Annotated in this window: 16 protein-coding genes; 3 read left to right on the top strand and 13 right to left on the bottom strand. The window is 37.9% G+C overall.

Annotated elements, in window-relative coordinates; genetic code table 11:
* Positions 1-11 precede the first annotated feature (11 nt).
* The 3 genes from H3T55_RS03435 to H3T55_RS03425 form a co-directional block, all read right to left on the bottom strand.
* A complete protein-coding gene (locus H3T55_RS03435) occupies positions 12-1,505 on the bottom strand; it encodes a helix-turn-helix domain-containing protein (protein WP_225533302.1) in 1,494 nt (497 codons plus the stop codon).
* 288 nt (positions 1,506-1,793) lie between these two features.
* Positions 1,794-2,135 (bottom strand): YlbF family regulator, encoded by a 342-nt coding sequence (locus H3T55_RS03430; protein ID WP_087640640.1) that lies wholly within the window; start codon positions 2,133-2,135, stop codon positions 1,794-1,796.
* A 69-nt stretch (positions 2,136-2,204) separates the two neighbouring features.
* Positions 2,205-4,358, bottom strand: a complete 2,154-nt coding sequence (locus tag H3T55_RS03425) for a PBP1A family penicillin-binding protein (protein ID WP_225533301.1) — start codon at positions 4,356-4,358, stop codon at positions 2,205-2,207.
* A gap of 515 nt (positions 4,359-4,873) precedes the next feature.
* On the opposite strand from H3T55_RS03425, the gene H3T55_RS03420 reads away from it, so the two are divergent.
* Positions 4,874-5,821, top strand: a complete 948-nt coding sequence (locus H3T55_RS03420) for an endo-beta-N-acetylglucosaminidase family protein (protein ID WP_225533299.1) — start codon at positions 4,874-4,876, stop codon at positions 5,819-5,821.
* Between the two features lie 332 nt (positions 5,822-6,153).
* Entirely contained in the window at positions 6,154-7,017 is an 864-nt protein-coding gene (locus H3T55_RS03415; RefSeq protein WP_225533298.1) for an RluA family pseudouridine synthase, read from the top strand.
* A 227-nt stretch (positions 7,018-7,244) separates the two neighbouring features.
* Here the strand turns inward: H3T55_RS03415 and H3T55_RS03410 are convergent, their stop codons facing one another.
* From H3T55_RS03410 to pepV, 7 genes are all read right to left on the bottom strand, one after another.
* A complete protein-coding gene (locus H3T55_RS03410; RefSeq protein ID WP_225533296.1) occupies positions 7,245-8,765 on the bottom strand; it encodes a phosphomannomutase/phosphoglucomutase in 1,521 nt (506 codons plus the stop codon).
* A 36-nt stretch (positions 8,766-8,801) separates the two neighbouring features.
* Positions 8,802-9,257, bottom strand: a complete 456-nt coding sequence (gene argR / locus H3T55_RS03405; RefSeq protein ID WP_087640635.1) for an arginine repressor — start codon at positions 9,255-9,257, stop codon at positions 8,802-8,804.
* A 165-nt stretch (positions 9,258-9,422) separates the two neighbouring features.
* On the bottom strand, positions 9,423-10,166 hold the full coding sequence (locus H3T55_RS03400) for a hypothetical protein (protein WP_225550094.1): 744 nt from the start codon (positions 10,164-10,166) through the stop codon (positions 9,423-9,425).
* Positions 10,167-10,255: 89 nt separating this feature from the next.
* The gene (locus H3T55_RS03395) at positions 10,256-10,825 is read right to left on the bottom strand and encodes a matrixin family metalloprotease (RefSeq protein WP_225533292.1); all 570 of its coding nucleotides are present in this window, start codon (positions 10,823-10,825) and stop codon (positions 10,256-10,258) included.
* Positions 10,826-11,223: 398 nt separating this feature from the next.
* Positions 11,224-12,741 carry an ABC transporter permease/substrate-binding protein gene (locus H3T55_RS03390; RefSeq protein ID WP_225533290.1) on the bottom strand — a complete coding sequence of 506 codons (1,518 nt, stop codon included), beginning with the start codon at positions 12,739-12,741 and terminating at the stop codon, positions 11,224-11,226.
* Position 12,742: 1 nt separating this feature from the next.
* On the bottom strand, positions 12,743-13,696 hold the full coding sequence (locus H3T55_RS03385; protein ID WP_225533288.1) for an ABC transporter ATP-binding protein: 954 nt from the start codon (positions 13,694-13,696) through the stop codon (positions 12,743-12,745).
* A gap of 150 nt (positions 13,697-13,846) precedes the next feature.
* Positions 13,847-15,262 (bottom strand): dipeptidase PepV, encoded by a 1,416-nt coding sequence (gene pepV / locus H3T55_RS03380; RefSeq protein ID WP_225533287.1) that lies wholly within the window; start codon positions 15,260-15,262, stop codon positions 13,847-13,849.
* 150 nt (positions 15,263-15,412) lie between these two features.
* On the opposite strand from pepV, the gene H3T55_RS03375 reads away from it, so the two are divergent.
* Entirely contained in the window at positions 15,413-16,240 is an 828-nt protein-coding gene (locus H3T55_RS03375; protein ID WP_225533285.1) for an NAD(P)H-hydrate dehydratase, read from the top strand.
* 268 nt (positions 16,241-16,508) lie between these two features.
* Here the strand turns inward: H3T55_RS03375 and H3T55_RS03370 are convergent, their stop codons facing one another.
* From H3T55_RS03370 to H3T55_RS03360, 3 genes are read right to left on the bottom strand one after another with little or no spacing between them, the layout of a single operon-like run.
* On the bottom strand, positions 16,509-17,144 hold the full coding sequence (locus H3T55_RS03370) for a TetR/AcrR family transcriptional regulator (RefSeq protein WP_225533283.1): 636 nt from the start codon (positions 17,142-17,144) through the stop codon (positions 16,509-16,511).
* A complete protein-coding gene (locus H3T55_RS03365) occupies positions 17,144-17,965 on the bottom strand; it encodes an ABC transporter permease subunit (protein WP_225533281.1) in 822 nt (273 codons plus the stop codon). The genes H3T55_RS03370 and H3T55_RS03365 overlap by 1 nt, the downstream gene beginning before the upstream one ends.
* Positions 17,962-18,849, bottom strand: a complete 888-nt coding sequence (locus H3T55_RS03360) for an ABC transporter ATP-binding protein (protein ID WP_225533280.1) — start codon at positions 18,847-18,849, stop codon at positions 17,962-17,964. Before H3T55_RS03360 ends, H3T55_RS03365 begins: the two co-directional genes overlap by 4 nt.
* Positions 18,850-18,869 lie beyond the last annotated feature (20 nt).

The raw sequence follows: 18,869 nt of genomic DNA, 5'->3' as shown, positions 1-18,869 counted from the left end.
CATTTGCAACATTAGACTTCTAATTTTTGTAAATGCATTTTTCTTTTATTGTATTTTTCCAGCACTTTGTTTTGGATTTGCTCAATCAAAAATGAAATATCATCATGATCTGAAAATGTCGTAACATAGACTTGATGCGCTTTATGCTCTTCATTCGTCAGTTTGACATCCGTTACAACGATATCTACTTGTGGTGTCAATAAATCTACACACTTGATTCGATCTCCAAAAAGCGGACTTATTTTTTCCTGAATGATCTCCCGAACAAAGTTCTTGGTATTTTGAATAAATACTGTAACTGGTTCGTAGGAGGTCACTTTGAATTGCGCTTGCAATGAATAAATAGCTAAATACATATAATCTAATAAATCTTCTTGTTTGAACCCTTTTAATCTCTTATTCGAAAAAAGAGCCATTTCATTAAATAGGATTGCAAGCTTCTCCTTCATCTTCTGTTCAACAGAATCTGCATAATAAAACCTTTTTGCATCATATACATAATAGAAAATCTTATAATCGATAAAACAAATCTCTAGCACTAAAAAAAATAGATCTATCTCCCTTCTTACACTTAAAAATAAGTCATCACTTTTATTTCCTTCAAAAAACTCATCTAAAAGCTTCGCTGTCAACTTATTGCTTTCTGATACAAAAAGAAAATGCTCTTCTAAAAAATAATCTTCATAACTTTTCAGCTCCATCTTCTCAAGAATCATTTGTTCCTTATATAAAAAGAACAAAGTCGCTGTGACTTCTCCTTTCACCTGCTCAGTCGTTTTACTTTTTCCAGATGAAAAATAATTCAGCATGAGAGACGTGCTTTCTAGGTGTTCATGTTTTACTAAGGAATCGATCAAGACTTTGTTTTTAGCAAAATTTTTTTTTCTTGATCGGGTGACACTTATGTAGATGATCAAAATAAACTTCAATCGTTTTAAACTATTCATGTCTTTCCATTGAGGAAGACGTGTGGAGAAATAATGCTCGATTTCTAAGTAATCTTGAGCTGCAAACTCCCAAACATTAGACGCATTTGAAAAGAAGAGAAAAAAAAAGTTTCTGATCCTAAATTCATCTCCAATGATCCGATTTTCTCTTGATAAATCTAATCCGCATTCTTGTAAGATTTTTTTCAATCGTTGCCTATGTCTCGAAAAAGTGGGGGCACTAATAAATTCAGCTTCACAAAATTTATTTACATCCAGTTTGTCATAGAGAAAAATATGCTTGATCACCTTATACATCGTTGATTGCAGCAAGTAACTTCTCCCAATACTGCTTAAATCAAGATTGTTTGCAGAGACACTTTTGATTGTTTTATTTACATACTCGACTTTAAATACTGTATCGGGAACATCCAATTCTTGTTCAAATTGCTTAATGATCATTGAGACTGTTCGATTTGCTAAATTCGTAGCCTTTGCTATCTCTTTTATACTTTTTATTTCTCCGCTGTTATTGATGACGTTCAGCACTTTTAATCTTCGATCATATATTTCGTCCAAGAACAATCTCACTTCCTCACCTCATTTCTTTCTATTTATAGTCTAATGATATACTTTTATGTTTCTTTTTTATTTCTCGTTTTTCACTCCAAAAAGATATTATTGAAAAACTTCACTAATTATAATATTTTATATTTGTTTCAAATATTTTTTATTTATCTTAATTTTTGCAAAAAAAAAGAATCCCTTTCACTAAAAGGATTCTTTCTGACAACTATTTTCTTTACAAACAAAAAAACTTCAAAGAAAGTAACAAACTACTTCTTTGAAGTTTCATTTTATTCTCTATTAATCGTTATATAAATCGCGAATCGGTGTCATGATGATGCGGTTCAAATCATTGACGATCAAGCTGAAAGCTTGTTCTTTTTGCATCAATTCATTGATCACTTCAGCTTTTTGTACTTCTGTTGCTAACGCTTGTGCTTTTTCTGCATCTTCGTCTGTGAATTCTTCTCCACGCATTTGTTTTTCTTGTAATCCTTGTTGGAAAGTTTGGAATTCTTTGAATAGCTTGTAGGCTTCCTCATCTGCTTTTACTGCATCATAGGCTCCTTCTAATGCTTTAAATTCTGCTAATTCACGGATTTCGCGTTCTACTTGATTGGCTGTATCATAAATATTGCTCATGTACGTTCCCTCATTTCTACAAAATTCTTCCCTTTGATTGTACCATTGTTTGATTCGTTTTGAAACCGATTATTCTCCTGTCAAACCGCCAAATAAATCTTTTAAGCCAGTCTTCGCTTTCTCCCAGCCTTCTTTGATTTTCCCGCCGACATCTTTGGCTCCTTCTTTGACCTGACCGCCGATTTCTTTCATGCTATCCTGCCAATCGTCTTGATTTACAGCTGGGACTTCTCCAGCTGCTTGCATGACTCCGCCAGTTGCATATGCATCCGCGATAGTAAACGGCGTTTGTGCTGTATAAGGCAAGATGCCTTGTGCCTGACTACTAAATACTGTCGAAGCGTGAGTGGCACTGCTGCCTTCTAGATAGTGATTTTCACTCGTTTGCTCAAAGCCTAGCCATGTTGCAAGAACAACATCCGGTGTGTAGCCGACAACCCATTGGTCATTGGTTTTATTCGTATCGAAGTTTGTTTCAGTCGTTCCTGTTTTCCCTGCCATTACGTAGCCTGCTGGATCGGCATTGATCCCTGTTCCAGAGCTAAATACACCTAAAAGCATACTCGTCATTTGATTCGCGATATCTTTTGTGATGATTTGTTTTGATTTCGTACTTGTGTTGTCTACGATCACTGCACCCGTAGAATCAATGATTTTTGTAATCAAGTGAGCTTCATGCTGAACGCCTTCATTCGCAAAAGCACTATACGCATTAGCCATCGTCAGTGGTGATACTCCTGTTTTCAATCCACCTAATGCTAATCCGTAATACTTATCTTCTTTAGCTAAAGGAATCCCAAATTTTTCTGTTTTTTCATATCCTTTATCTAACCCGATTTTATGCAGTGTCCAAACAGCAGGTAAGTTCAAACTCTCTCCTAAAGCCTGATACATCGGTACTTCACCGCTAAATGTCCGGCTGTAGTTTTCTGCTGGATAATAATCTTGCGGCTTATCCTCTAAAATCGCATTCGGCTTCATTCCAGACTCTAGTGCTGGTGTATACACTGAAATAGGTTTCAATGAAGATCCTGGTGAACGTTTTGTTTGAGTGGCAAAGTTGAATCCGCGATAGACATGCTCACCGCGTCCGCCAACCACGCCCTGTACGCCGCCTGTTTTTGGATCTAATGCCACTGATCCGCTTTGAACCATTGCGCCATCCTCTGCATTTGGCGGAAATAATGCATCATTTTCATACGTTTGCTGCATCGCTGTTTGATAGTTTTGATCCAGCGCTGTGTAGATTTGGTAGCCTCTATTCAACAGATCTTCTTCTTTTAACCCATACTTATTAACGGCTTCGTCAATGACCGCATCAAAATAGTACGGATAACGATAGTCTGAATTTACATCAGAATAATTATCAGCCAATGCAATTTCCGTATTTTCCTGTGCATCTGCTTCACCTTGGGATAATTTGCCGTTATCGACCATCAATTGTAAAACAGTGTTACGACGATTGACAGCATTTTCCATATAGTCGATCGGATTGTAGATCCCTGGTCCTTTCAGCATTCCAACAAGTGTTGCTGCTTGACCAACACTCAATTCACTGGCGCTGACACCAAAATATCGATGAGAAGCATCTTCGATCCCCCATACCCCGTTTCCGAAGTAAGAATTGTTCAGATACATTTCTAAAATTTGCTGTTTATCATATTTTTTCTCGATTTCGATCGCTAAGAATAGTTCTCTTGCTTTACGAGTCATCGTTTGCTCTTGGGTCAGGTAAGCATTTTTGGCTAATTGCTGGGTGATGGTACTTCCTCCGCCACCTCCGCCGATTTTCCCAAAGCTCAATTTTCCTACGACCGCCCGCAAAAGTCCCTTGATGTCATAGCCATGGTGCGTTTCAAAATTACGGTCCTCTGTTGAGATCAAGGCGTCTTTGACGTAAGGAGAAATTTGATCGATCGTGACAAAGGTTCCTTTTTGACCGAAAAGCTTACCGGCTTCGTCATTATTCTTATCATAAATAACGGTGGACTCTTCTAACCCCTTTTTTAAGGCTCCGACATTCGCTGATTTGGCTAGAGTAAACAAATAAATACTGGTCACTAATACAACGACCAAACCTAACAATAAAATAATTTTATTGATCTGGTATTTTTTCCAAATTCGTTTACGCCAATGATGAAAACGACTGAGGTACGGTTTGATCCATATCCAAAAACGTTTGAACCCTGCCGCAATTTTTGCCATAATTGTTTTAAAATCCATAGTACTCCCTCTTTATATAAAAGTTTCTAAGCCATTTTAACATAGAAAGATACACTTATTCATACGGCTTTAGCATGAATAAAGGCATACAAATTTTGTTCTGCCTATTTTAACATGCTTTTCTTTTGAATTTATGTAGAAAAGCTTAAGAATACCTCAAGAAATCCCTATTTTGCTTCATTTACGCATTTTTCTATCGTTTATCATGAAAAGTTCTCACTTTTTGAACACTTAAGGCAATAAAAATTCATATTTCCTGTCTATTATATAAGTATACCAACAAACAACCCTAACAAACACTTTTTTCATTTTTAACTCCTTTTCCTGCCTTCCCCAAAGGCAGGTCTTTTTTGTATTTTTTTCAAAAAAGTCCTATCCTAAATGAAAATACTTACTAGTTCACTTATTTTAAACCATCCTGCTATGGTATCTTTACTGTTTATGCTACAATTTTTTTGTATTAAAGCACCAAAAAAAGAAAGCGCTTACTAACGAAAGAAAGAGGAGATGTCTTTATGTCTAAATCATTCAAGGTTTTATTTGTTGCTACGTTGCTCTTATTAGGGTCTAATTTACTTCCCGATTCAGCTAATGCGCAGGCACAACCTGATCCTATCATGATGGCTTATTACCGCACATGGCGAGACGTAACTATGCCGCATGATGCAAATTCTAATTTACCCGATGAAAATGTCACTGCCATGACGGACATTCCTGAAGGTGTCGATATTGTTTCCGTTTTTCATTATGTCAATCCTGGAACAGATCAGCAAAAATTTTGGGACACACTAAAGGACACATATGTCCCTACACTTCATGCTAGAGGGACACGCGTCATACGCACGATCGATATTCGAGAGTTATGGAATGTTCCTCATACAGGAACCAAACCAACGCTCGCTGAATATGATTCCTATGCGCAGCAATTGATCGATACCTATCTTACGCCTTGGGATTTGGATGGATTGGATGTTGATATGGAATCGACTTTGACTGCTGTGCAAGAAGAAATGGCAGATGGGACATTCAAAGCTCTTTCAAACAAATTAGGACCCTTATCAAACACTGGAAAACTATTGATTTATGATACGAATAAAGATAACCATTCTTTATTTAAAAAAGTAGCTCCTTATTGTGATTATCTCTTTCTTCAAGCCTATGGTCGTTCAACTACTTCTTTAGACCGTACTTGGGATACGTATAAGACATCCATCAATACAAAACAATTTCTGCCTGGCGTTTCTTTCCCAGAGGAACAAGACCGAAACCGCTGGAATGATACGATCGATCCTTATGAAACGAGCCGTGCTTATTCTTATGCTGTTTGGAACCCTAAGGATGGTCAAAAAGGCGGAATGTTTGTGTATGCTATCGACCGTGATGGCAAACTATTCGGCGATGATACTATCACAAAAACTGATTTTAGCTGGACCAAACGTTTGATCAATACGATGAAAAACTAATTCTGTTCAACATTTAAAGACTACTTTAGAAAAAGTTTACAGTTTTAAATAATTTAGCACACAAAAAATTCATAATTGCTTTGTATTATATACACATACCAACAAACAACCCTAACAAAACACTTTTTCATTTTTAACTCCTTTCCCGTCCTTCCCCAAAGGGCGGGTTCTTTTTTTCCTTAAAATTTCCTTACCGATCGATTCTGTCCCAATTTTCGCTACCTACTGGGTTAAGTTAACTTTGCCCATTCACCCAAAAATAAAAGAATCGCTTGAACTTCTGCCGGCATTTGTTAAACTAGGATTGACTCTAGTGAAAAGGCGGAAAAATTATGGAATTATCCATCCTATTACCTGAAACATTCAAAGAACAGACCATCAGAGAACTACTTGAACAAGAATGGCTAGTTCCTCGCAAGGTGCGCCATTTTCTACGTATCAGAAAAAATGTGTCGATCAATGACAAGCCGGCATTATTTCATTTTACAGCCAAAGCAGGTGACAAGATCACGCTGAACTTCGAAGCAGATGACTATCCCATGCCAAAATTACGACTCGGCAATCCAGCTAACGTACATGTCCTTTTTGAAGATGAACACCTAATTATTTTAAATAAGCCCGCCGGTATGAAAACTCATCCTAATCAGCCAGATGAACAAGAGACACTTTTAAATCATTTAGCAGCTTATCTAGCGCCCAAAAATCAAGTGCCATATGTTGTTCATCGTTTAGATAAAGAAACCAGCGGGGCAATTCTCTTTGCAAAGAACCCATTTGTACTGCCTATTTTAGGACGGCTACTGGAAAAAAAAGAGATTTACCGTCGCTATCAAGCAATCGTTTCTGGTGCTCTTAAAGAAACATCCTTCACTATTCGTAAAAAAATTGGGCGAAATCGACACGATCGACGCAAACGAGTGATCGATGAACATAAAGGAGATGTAGCGATCACTCATGTAGAAGCTGTTTCCTACTCAAAAGAAAAAAATCAAACGTTGATTTATTGCGTATTAGAAACCGGTCGAACACATCAAATCAGAGTTCATTTACAGAGTATCGGGCATCCTATCATTGGCGATCCACTCTATCATCCCAAACCGAAAGGCCGCTTGATGCTTCATGCTTATGAGCTTCATCTTGTCCATCCGTTTAGTGGTGAAACAATAGTTGCTACAGCTGAACCTGGTATCGAGTAATCTTTACTTAAACTTTACCTGCCCCCTTCTCTTCTTTGTGTTACACTAAAGGTTGCAAAAGGAGAGGGGTAGAAATATGAGCGATCTTTTATTTATTTTGGCAGCGGTCGTTGGTCTTGGCTTAGGTTATGTTTACAGGAAGAAAAAAGAGAACACAAAATAATTTTTTTAACTACGTTTATTTAAAAATAGTCGGAAAAAGAGGCTGCTCTTTTCCCGACTATTTATTATTCTCCCAAAAACTGAGTAAGCTTTGTTAAATCCAATTCAGTATATTTTCCAAAGAATTCATTTAGTGTCTCTAGTACTTTTTGATTCTTTTCTTTTTCGTCATTTTCGACTTGAAGCACTAATAAAGGCTCGTGTAGACTCATTCGCAATAATAACCAGCCTGAGCCATAATCATCAAATACATTGACACGGATGCCTTCTTCATTTTCTGGGTCTATGGTCATTCCCTCATGACTAGTCACAAAAGCCTCCAACTCTTGAATCACTTGATTCCCGTATCCTTTTACATCGTTTGCCATTATTTCAAAACGCAGCTCTTGTGTTTCAAGAGGCTGTTTTAATGATTCGATCAACTCACCCAATGTTTCATTTTGAGCTTTTAATTTCGGCAAAAGCATCAAGATTTTGGCAATGACATAGGCTCCATCATCAAGAAAATAATTTTCCTTGAACGCCGCATGACCACTCGTCTCTATCGCCAATGGTGTTTCAATCCCTTTATTATTCAGTTCAATCATTTTATTGATCACATTTCGATAGCCTGAAATATAACGAACTTGCTTGCCGCCCTTTGCTTCAATAAAATCTTTTAAATGACTAGAGGTAGGTGAATTAGTGACAATACTGCTTCCTGGGTATTCATCCAATACAATGGTTGCCAAAACAGCAATCAAATTATTTCGATTGATCACCTCACCAGAGGCATCTACTAACGCTGAACGATCGACATCTGTATCAAAAATCACGCCTAGGTCAGCTTTATTTTGAAGTACTGCTTGCTGAATACTTGCCATTGCTTCTTTATTATCAGGATTTGGGATGTGATTTGGAAACATGCCGTCCGGTTCTAGAAATTGTGAACCTGTCGTATCCGCTCCCAGCACTTGAAGTACTTTTTCCGCAAAGAAACCTCCTGCTCCATTTCCAGCATCTACAATGATACGAAAACCAGTCAATGGTTTCTCAGCCTCTGTTTTCATTCCCTTACGAATCTTCTCAGTTAAATCTGCAGAATAATCATCGATGATGTCCGCGCTCATCACATTTCCTTTTCCGGTCGTCTCTAAAGGGGCAGTGTGTGAAAGGATATACGCTATATCCGTTTTTTCGGCTCCACCTGATTTTGTAAACAACTTTAATCCATTGAAATAATAAGGTAGATGGCTCGCAGTGATCATGATAGAAGCATCGCAATCATACTGAGGAAATTGTGTCGTCATAAACATTGCTGGTGTCGTCGCTAAACCAAAGTCCAAAACATCCACCTGCTGGTTTACAAAACTATCGATCAGTGCCTGCTTCAAGCTATCTGCTGAAATTCGACTATCATGGCCGATCCCGATTTTTAAATCTCCTGCTTGATGCTTTTCAGCTAATCGCTTCTCTTCACATAGCCATCGAACGATTCCAACAGCGATTTCCCCAACCTGTTCAGGTGTCAAATTCGCTTTCTTATCCTCATGATCGACAGCAATCCCTCTAATGTCTGAACCATTTTGTAACGCTTTCAATCCCATGTAACCAAATCTCCCTTCATTTTTCATTGGTCAATATTAATTCATCATGCTTTCAAAACGTTCAACTACTGCTTTAGCATCTGCTTCTGAACGTGCAATGATAATAATCGTGTCTACACCTGCGACTGTTCCTGCAATCTCATCATACTTTACTTCGTCAAGAAAATTAGTGACAACATCCGCCGCACCCATGTCCGTGTGAACAATGACCATAAACTGTACACGCTCCATACGGATCACAGAGTCTTTGACTGATTCCTTCAGTTTTTCTTCGCTACTGGATGGCTGGCTTTGAGAAAAAATCGCATATTTCACACGGCCATCTGAGCCATGCGTTTTTACGATACTCATTTCACGAACATCTCTTGAAACGGTCGCCTGAGTTGCTTTAACTCCTGATTGTTCAAGAAGTGCGATCAACTCATCCTGAGTTTCTATTTCTTTTTCAGTGATCAATTGTTTGATCAAGCGTTGACGATCTGCTTTTTTCATGTTTACACTTCCTGTTTTTATTGTTTTCTTTATTATAACGAAAGTCTAGAAAAAATGCATTTCTTTTTGGTAGAAAGTACTTTATTATGAGAAAAACGTAGATGAATCCTAAACAAACTTCAAGTGCTCGATGATACAAGAACTTGAAGTTTCGATTTTATTCATTTAGTTTTCTTGCATTTCGATTCCTAACTCATTTTTTAGATAATCACCTAAATCCTGTTCCTCACCAGAAGCAGCATTTTTAATTTTCCATGTTTTTCCGATCTGATTTGGAAGCGAACGAGTTCTTGAAATTGGTTGTTCGTCATCTTCTAGTAGCAAAGCACCATATTGATAGCCTTCTAAAACATATGCATCTCTTTCTTCACTGTATGTTGCAAAAAATAAATATACTTCACCTGCTTGAAGTTCAATATCCCCAGCTTCTCTCACTTCAACCCAATCATCACTTTGTGTGATCGGCGGACGTCCAGCTTCAGTTCGTAAGCGATTATGTTTGTCCACCTCTTCTTTTTCTGCGTTTCTAAAACGATCTTTTTCTTTGATAATACCACCTGATCTGATAAAGGATACTTGATCAGGTGTTGTGCCTTCGATTTGTTTCAATACTTCTAACCTTCCATAAGTGTCAGGTAAAATACTATTACTATCTGTTTCAGGAATATTGGCATCAACATCTGCTTTATCTATAGAGATGACACGCGCTAGAAATATATTATTGGTATTATCCTGAAGACTTTTTGGATTAGTATTATCGTACATCAAAAATGATTCGACTGTTGATGATTGTACATTCGTACGATCAACGTTGTCGAGATAAGAGTAGTAGTCTTCTTTTTTGACCTCTGATACTTGCTCTTTAGTTGTTGAGGTTGAATTACTTTTTTCTGTAGGTATTTCTTTCACTTTAGCGGTTTTGGAAGAAGTGTTGCTACAACCTTTTAAGAAAATACTGACGCACAGAATAGTTATTATTGTTAGTTTTTTCATTCTTATCACCATCCGTAAATATCTGTAATTTTATTGCTTGCATCTCTATCCACTTTACGAGGACCACCTTCTACACTTGGATGCATGATACTCGTCTTATCATTTATATGAGCTAAACCTAAGGCATGACCCATTTCATGTTTTGGAATTCGATCTCTCATATAACTATTATTTTTATAATGCATATTGAAACGAATGATTGCATAGAAGTAGTTTCTATTTGGTGCATTTCCTCCAGTGGCAATCGCTCTATCAGTATTATCGTAAAACTCTACATATCCTCCAGTTTTGCTACCAGAACTTGTGTAACCGTGGGCGTCAATATTGGATAACCAATTATGATTTTGCTTATACATATAGATTGGATTTGCCCAACCAGTATACATCCAATTATGTTTAGCATTGTCAATGTGCCCCGCTACTCCGGATGCACTGGGGGCAATATAATACTTGATGTTCCTAACACCTTGAGATAAGACTCCTTTAAATCTAGGTGGTTTTGCAGCTTCCGACTTCATAGTAAAACTAAGTAACAACAACAGACCAAACAACATATAAAAAATTTTCTTTTTCATTTCGCTCCTCCATATTAAATTATAAAAATAACCAACAAACCCGAACAACAAAAAATTATCTTCAAAAAGTACAAATAAAATAATAACATTAAATATTTGTACTTTCAAGTTTTCATAAACAATCTTAAAGAAAGAAATAATTATAATCTGGATTTTATGTAGTTTTTGATACATAGAAACTGAACAAACTCATTTAATCCTTAAGTAAATTGACATTCGTTCGCGGTGCTAGACAAAAAAAGGCCACTATCTTACCTGCTAAAGTAAGATAGTGGCGATATAATACACCTTCGGGCTTTTTTGTAATTGCACTTACACGTGATTACTTTCTCATTTCTTATACCTTATAAAGTAAGCAAAAGACAACTGATAATCATCGTCTTTTCTCCTACTATCCTTTATTCTTCCAACAGCTTATGCTTCACTAAATAATCATGAGCCACCGTCGCCGGATCTTTTTGTTCCACATTGACCTGATAATTCATATCACTCATTTCTTCTTCAGTGATTTTTCCTACTAGAGGTTCTAATAAGTCTTTCAGTTCCGGATATTTTTTCAGTGTTTCTGCTTTCAATAATGGTGCGCCCTGATACGGTGGGAATAGTTGCTTATTGTCTTTCAGAATAACAAGATCATATTGCTTAAGCTCACTATCTGTCGAATAAGCATCTACAACATTCACATCACCATTATTGATTGCTTGGTAGCGTAAAGACGGTTCCATTGATTTGACCTCTATATTGAGTCCATATAATTTTTGTAAGCCTCTGTAGCCATCATCACGATCGATAAATTCAAGCGTAAATCCAGCTTTTAGCTGACCTTCGACCTTTTTCAAATCGTCGATGGTTTTCAGTCCGTTTTCTTCTGCAAAGGAACGTTTGACTGCTACTGCATAGGTATTTTGATAACGCATCGGCTCTAAATAATCCATATTTTCCTGTTGCTTGATTTGGTCACGCGCATATTCGTAAACTTCCCGCGGATCGTTAGATGTGTTCTTATTATCTTTTAGGAATGTTTCAAGAACTGTCCCTGTAAATTCTGGATAAACATCGATCTCACCTGATTTTAAAGCATTAAATAAGAAGCTGGTTTTCCCAAAATTTGTTTTTAAATTTACATGGATGTCACTGTTGTTTTCAATCAATTCCTTATACATATTGATAATGATATCTGGTTCAGCACCTAATTTTCCCGCAATCGTGATTTCTTTTTGCTCTGCTTCTTGATGTGTATAAACAAATGACCCAATCAATAGTGCTAGTAATACCATAAAGGCTGTAACGATTCGTTTGACTGTCGCTTTTTCCAATAGATGGATCCCGTAATTAAACAGCACAGCCAGTACAGCAGAGGAAATTGCACCGATCAAAATCAAATAGACATTATTTCGATCGATCCCAAGCAGGATAAACGAACCTAATCCGCCAGCACCGATCAAAGCAGCTAAGGTTGCTGTACCGATGATCATCACCGTTGCCGTACGAATACCAGAAATAATATATGGCAACGCTAATTGTAACTCAAATTTGATCAGCTTTTCTCTTTTGGACATTCCAAAAGCTTCAGCTGCCTCTTCTAATGAGGGGTCGATTTCCGTCAGTCCAGTATACGTATTTTGCAAGATCGGAAATAACGCATAAATCACTAACGCTACAACTGCCGGTGGTGTTCCGATTCCGATGATCGGTATCAGTAAACCTAATAAAGCTAATGAAGGGATCGTTTGAAAAATCCCTGTGATTTGCAATACTGCTTCTGCTACTTTCTTATAATTTGTAAGTAAAATCGCCAGTGGAATCGCTAAAAGAATCGCAATCAACAAAGATAACAATGATAATTGGATATGCTCAACCACTGCCTGAATAAACTCTTCTTTTCGTGCAGCTAATGTTTCTATCAGTTTTCCCATATTATTGATCACCTTTTTCCATCTTCGTCTCTAAGAATCTTAGGATTGCCCGATCTGTGATTTCTCCATGAACTATTTCTTCTTCGACCAATGTGACACGCTTTCCTTCTATAAGCGCACGAATGATCACTGGTAATGTCGTATCCAGCGCTACGTTCACTTCTCCTGTTATTTTAGCAGGAGCTAATGAATCTATTTTTAGTAAATCTTCTGCACAATAATTTTCCAAGTTCGAATGATCTTGTTGGAAAAACTGCGCTACGAACTCATTAGCCGGATGGCTGCGGATTTCTTCTGGAGTATCCGTCTGTATGATTCTTCCCTCTTTCATCACACAAATTCGATCGCCCAATAGTAATGCTTCGTTCATATCATGCGTGACGAATACGACTGTACTCGCCATTTCTTTATGCAAATCTTTGATCAATAATTGCAGCTGACCTCTTGAAATCGGATCTAATGCACTAAAGGGTTCATCCATCAAAATGATATCCGGTTTTGCTGCGATCGCTCTTAAGATACCGATACGCTGCTGTTCACCACCTGATAATTCTGCCGGTTTACGATGTAAATACTCCTCTGGCGGTAAATTGACTTTTCGTAATAGCTCCTCCGTTCTTTCTCTTCGCTGCGTTTTGTTCCAGCGTTTCATTTCTGGAATCAATTCGATATTTTCAGCCACAGTCAGATTAGGAAAGAGAGCAATTTGTTGAAGAACATAACCGATCGTTAGTCGAAGCTCTTTTAAGTCATATTCAATCAAACGTTGATCATTAAAATAGATATCCCCATCTGTCGGCTCGATCAATCGATTGATCATTTTCAGTGTTGTCGTTTTTCCACTGCCGCTGGGACCGACCAATACAAAAAACTCACCATCTTCGATCGCTATATCAAAATCTTCTAAAACTGCTTGATCATTATATTTTTTGGAAACCTGTTGAAACCGAATCATGTATTCACCTCATTTTTATTTAAAGCTGGGAAGATATGTTATTAAGTATACTGGAAATTGTCATTTGTTTCTAACGACTTGTTTCCATTATACAAAAATAAACCTGACAACTGTCTGTCAGGTTTATTGAGATGATATTTATTTTTATGTTTATTTCGCCAAACGATAAATCGCATCCGCATAAATAGCTGTTGCACGGAATAAATCATCCAATGCCATAAATTCATTCGCTTGATGCATTGTATCTGTATAGCCTGGGAACATTGCGCCATACGCTACACCGCGTTTTAATAAACGTCCGTAAGTTCCGCCACCAATGATTTGTTCGTGACCTTTTTGTCCAGTGTGATCTTCATACACTTGCAGTAATGTTTCTACCAATGGATCATCTGCTGGTACATAATGCGGTTCTTGATTGCGGCCGCCTTGAACGATCTCTGCACCGATCTTACCAGCCGTTGCTTTAACACCTGCTTCTAATTGTTCTGCCGATGTTCCTTTAGGGTAGCGGAAGTTCAAGCTCATAAAATTGCCTTCTTCTTGCCCTTTCTCGAATACAAACAGACCCGCATTCATTGTTAGTTTGCCCATTTTAGCATCTTCAAAAGCTACGCCTAATTTTTCACCGTAGAAATCTTCATGCACTAATGTTGCAGCCACTTCGATAAATTCTTTTGCCGCGCCGCCAAAGCTATAGCTATTTAGGAAAACAGCCAAGAATGTCGCTGCATTGATCCCTGATTGCGGGCTAGCACCGTGAGCGCCTTTTCCGACAACTTTGATCGTAACAGTTGTTCCATTTGCCTCCAAAGTACCAGAAATTGGTTCTTCACCGACAAATACACTAAATGCACCTTGCATTTTTTCAGCAGCTTCTTCAGAAGGGACAGTGACCACCGCTGTTGCTGTACCGGGAACCATATTTTCACGTAAACCAGCATTAAAGCTCTCTAAGTCATATTCACCTTCACTTGAACCGCTGAAGCGTGCATATAATGAAACATTCCCCTTCTCCCCATTGATGATCGGGAATTCAGCATCTGGAGAAAAACCAAAATCAGGTGTTTCTTCATGTTTGAAGTAATACTCCATATCGCCCCAGCCGCTCTCTTCGTCACTGCCGACTACAAAACGAACTTTCTTAGATAATGGTACACCTAGATCTTTGATGATTTTCAATGCATAATAAGCAGCTATACTTGGTCCTTTATCATCGCTTGAGCCGCGGGCGAAAATTTTCCCGTCTTTGATCACTGGTTCATATGGATCAGTGTCCCAGCCATCACCTGCAGGAACTACGTCCATATGGCCGAAGATACCTAACGTTTCATCACCTTCACCATATTCGATATGCCCTGCATAGTTATCCACATTTTTTACGACAAAGCCATCACGTTCACCGTAAGAAAGCATATGTTTCAAACCAGCCACAGGTCCTGGGCCAAAAGGCGCTTCTGGTGTTGCTTTTGCATCATCACGCTCACTATTGATGCGTAATAAATTCTGTAAATCTTCTAATAGTGCCTCTTTGCGGGCATCTACTTCTTTTTGCCAATCAATTGTCATTTTTTAGTCACTCCAATTCATTATTCTACCTTCTCATCATACCACTAACTTGGCTAAAAGAAAAAGGCGGGACAAGTTTTTTCTGTAATATTTTGCCCTTCGTCTTAAACAGCTTTATACTAATAGTAAGAGTGAAAGGAGTGCCTTCAAATGAACGAATTGTCCGAAGAACTACTACATAGCGTGATCAAAAAACGCCCTCAGCTTTCCCACAAAGGGACTTTCGGGCGTGTTGTATTGATTGGCGGCAATGAAAGATACGGCGGTGCGATCATTATGAGTGCTGAAGCTGCGGTCAACTCTGGCGCTGGGTTAGTTACTGTCGTTACAGCAGAAAAAAATCACGCTCCGCTGCATGCTCGCTTGCCTGAGGTAATGGTCATCGATTGGCTTCAGATACAAGATATTCAAGCTGTTTTAGCAGAGGCTGATGTTATTTTGATCGGTCCCGGACTTGGTTTGAGCGAACATAGTCATACGTTATTACAATTAGTGATCCAGGAACAGCAGGCAAAACACTGGCTAGTTATTGATGGTTCAGGCATTACTTTGTTTGCTCAATATCACTATCAGCTAGCTTATCCTCAGCAAGCTGTTTTTACCCCTCATCAAATGGAATGGCAGCGTTTAAGCGGTCTGACCATTCCAAACCAAACAATAAAAAATAATCAAACTGCTCAAAAAACATTAGGCAGCAACTTAGTATTGAAAAGTCATCGTACGGCTATTTATACTTTGAACGACTATTTTGTCAATCCTCTTGGAAATCCAGGCATGGCGACTGGCGGAATGGGAGACACACTTGCTGGAATGATCGCTGGTTTTTTAGCTCAATTTGATGCTAAAAAAGATGCCCTGTGCGCTGCTGTTTACCTTCATAGCTTGATTGGCGATTTTCTCGGACAAGATCATTATGTCGTCTTACCAACAGAAATCAGCAAGCAAATTCCTTATTATATGAAACGTTTTGAACAATGAGGGAAACGGTTCGGACTTAAAATCCCGAACGAATGCTTTTGTCTTTCCCCCTTTGAAAAATCTGACTTTCGACCATCACTTATTACATTTTAAAATGAGAGCGAGACAAAACTCTGCGAGTCAAATTCCTGACACCTGGAATCCGGATAAACGGTGAGAGCAGAAGTGATCCCTTCAAAAATAAGCCAGAATTCACAAAAATTTGAAAAACAATTTTCATGAATTCTTTCTTATTTCTCGGGATTAAACACTTCTGTCCCAACCTCATTCATTGTTCTAAAAAACCAGCCTGCAGAATGTTCATATAGCTTTGTGAACGTTCAACTAAAAATTGCATTTGATGAATCTCTGTTACCTGTTGGTTTTCTTCTAAAAAAGTCAGACTCTCTAAATAAATCTGATTGAAAACACCTAGTACTAAACGAACCACATCTTCTCTAGAGATGTTTTCTTTGAGCGGAAGCTTGTTGATGATCCTCGTTAGAAGCTGCTGTGCAATAGCCATATTTTCAGTCATATAGTGATTCAATTTTACTTGTACTTTATCAGGAAGCATTTTTTTCTGTGCATACGAGGCAATCAGCAAATGGATATGGTCAGGAAAAGTCCGCTCTAAATTTAACTTATGCTGTGTCGAAGCAACTACCACTTCAACTAGATCAGCATACTCTTTTTCAAACAATTCTTTTGACTGTTCATTTAAACAGTCGATCACATAGCTGATCGTGCGTTCATACAGCTTTGGCTTATTTCCAAAATAATGAAAAACCAATCCTTTTGAAACACCCGCTGCTATAGCAATATCTTCTGTGTTTGCGCGTTGATAGCCCTGTTTAGCAAATTGCTTCAAGGCAGCTTGTATTATCCGTTCATATTTTTTTGGATCGATGTTGATTTCTGCCACTAAATCTTCAGATCCTTTCGTTGGTAAAGCACATAAGTCCCAGCTAAAAACAATATGATCAACACTACTAGAAATCCTGTGTGACTAGCTGATAATCCTTTATCTAATAAATTGCTTGGAATGCCCATATGAGTCGGCGATATATTTTTTGCCCAACTAAACGAGTCATTTAAATCAGCAAAAATACCGATCAAATAGAAAGCAAATACGACACCTAAGGATATACTAGTGCTTTGTTTACTTGATTTTAAAAAGGTTGAGATCAAAAATCCCAGCGTTAGGAAAAATAAAAGAATCAAACTTTCTTGAATAAAAATCTTACTGATTTCCTTTACGATCGTCGCTGTTGAATCTGTTGATTGACGATAAAGCATTGTCGATCCTAAAGAAACACCATAGGAGATCAACCAAAAAATACCCAAAATAAACATATTACTTACGAATTTACTCGTCACGATTCCTTTGCGCGTCACTGGTTGCGCATAAAGAAATTCTATTGTCCCATCTGTCTCTTCCTTGATCAAGGACTGACTGCCTAGCATCATCGCATAAATAGAGGAAGCTAAAAACATATACTGAAAATAGTAAGCAAAAAAACCTGTTGCTACTAAGAAGCTGGCTTGTCCTTCTACACTGATATTGAACGTTTTGAGTAGGGAAGGCGAAAGCCCTGTCAACTTGGCATCCAGCAGATCTTTCATTGCAGAGCTATGCATTTGCGGATAAACAGCACTGAATCCAAAAATGATGACCGAAAATAAGATGATCCAGATCAGCATCCCTTTGACCAATGAACGCGTTTCGATTTTTGCTGTGATCATTTTGTTTCCCCTCCTTCGTACAATGCCATAAATTGATCTTCGAGTTCTGGATTTGTGATGGTAAAATCCTGGATCGATGGATCGCTCAATAATGGCAATACTTCTTGCAAATTTCCTTCATAGAATAAACGCGTTTCATTACCTTGATGTTTTAAGATCGCTGCACCGATTTTTTCAAATAAAGATAGCGGAATATGATCCCCGATCAAGGTAATGACTTTCCCTAATGATTTTTCTTTAGAAATATCCTGCACCGTAATAATTTCACCTTGACGAATAAATGCCGCTCGATGTGCATGCTGTTGGATTTCATTTAGATCATGGCTAGATAAAAAAATAGTCATGCCATTTTTATTATATTTTTCCAGTTCTTCAAATAAGCGATGCTGCATCAGTGGGTCTAAACCATTCGTAGGCTCATCTAAAATTAACAATTCTGGATTTGGCAAAATTCCAGCGATGATCGCAATTTTCTTTTTATTTCCCAATGACAGTTCAGACATTTTTTTCTTTCCGTCAATATCGAATCGCTCCATAAAATAATCGATTTGTTCTTTACTGTTTTTAAGTTGGTGAAACTCTGCTACATATTTTAGAATATCTAATGTTGTCATGGCTGGATAAAAACGCACATCACTTGAGACATACCCTGTACGTTTACGAATCTCCTTAGCATTTTTGACACTGTCCAAGCCAAGAATCGTCGCAGTCCCGTGATCTGGATAAATAAAATTCAGCATTGATTTGATCGTCGTTGATTTTCCAGAACCATTTGGCCCAATAAAGCCATAAATTTCTCCTTTTTCTACAGTTAGATCTACTTGATTGATCACAGGTTTCTTTTTATACAGCTTGGTTAATCCCTCTAGCTCAATGGCCTTCATTTCACCATTCCTCCTTATTG

Origin of the sequence: Enterococcus sp. S22(2020) (assembly GCF_020295385.1) — a bacterium.
Classification (GTDB): Bacteria; Bacillota; Bacilli; order Lactobacillales; family Enterococcaceae; genus Enterococcus_L; species Enterococcus_L dunnyi.
The sequence above is the reverse complement of the archived record's forward strand: the minus strand, read 5'-3'. Positions and strand labels throughout refer to the sequence as shown.

What these genes read in the sequence shown, in the direction of transcription:
- H3T55_RS03430 (WP_087640640.1), bottom strand. Translation starts at nt 2,135, where the DNA reads ATGAGCAATATTTATGATACAGCCAATCAAGTAGAACGCGAAATCCGT.
- H3T55_RS03425 (WP_225533301.1), bottom strand. Translation starts at nt 4,358, where the DNA reads ATGGATTTTAAAACAATTATGGCAAAAATTGCGGCAGGGTTCAAACGT.
- H3T55_RS03420 (WP_225533299.1), top strand. Translation starts at nt 4,874, where the DNA reads ATGTCTAAATCATTCAAGGTTTTATTTGTTGCTACGTTGCTCTTATTA.
- H3T55_RS03415 (WP_225533298.1), top strand. Translation starts at nt 6,154, where the DNA reads ATGGAATTATCCATCCTATTACCTGAAACATTCAAAGAACAGACCATC.
- H3T55_RS03410 (WP_225533296.1), bottom strand. Translation starts at nt 8,765, where the DNA reads ATGGGATTGAAAGCGTTACAAAATGGTTCAGACATTAGAGGGATTGCT.
- argR (WP_087640635.1), bottom strand. Translation starts at nt 9,257, where the DNA reads ATGAAAAAAGCAGATCGTCAACGCTTGATCAAACAATTGATCACTGAA.
- H3T55_RS03395 (WP_225533292.1), bottom strand. Translation starts at nt 10,825, where the DNA reads ATGAAAAAGAAAATTTTTTATATGTTGTTTGGTCTGTTGTTGTTACTT.
- H3T55_RS03390 (WP_225533290.1), bottom strand. Translation starts at nt 12,741, where the DNA reads ATGGGAAAACTGATAGAAACATTAGCTGCACGAAAAGAAGAGTTTATT.
- H3T55_RS03385 (WP_225533288.1), bottom strand. Translation starts at nt 13,696, where the DNA reads ATGATTCGGTTTCAACAGGTTTCCAAAAAATATAATGATCAAGCAGTT.
- pepV (WP_225533287.1), bottom strand. Translation starts at nt 15,262, where the DNA reads ATGACAATTGATTGGCAAAAAGAAGTAGATGCCCGCAAAGAGGCACTA.
- H3T55_RS03375 (WP_225533285.1), top strand. Translation starts at nt 15,413, where the DNA reads ATGAACGAATTGTCCGAAGAACTACTACATAGCGTGATCAAAAAACGC.
- H3T55_RS03365 (WP_225533281.1), bottom strand. Translation starts at nt 17,965, where the DNA reads ATGATCACAGCAAAAATCGAAACGCGTTCATTGGTCAAAGGGATGCTG.
- H3T55_RS03360 (WP_225533280.1), bottom strand. Translation starts at nt 18,849, where the DNA reads ATGAAGGCCATTGAGCTAGAGGGATTAACCAAGCTGTATAAAAAGAAA.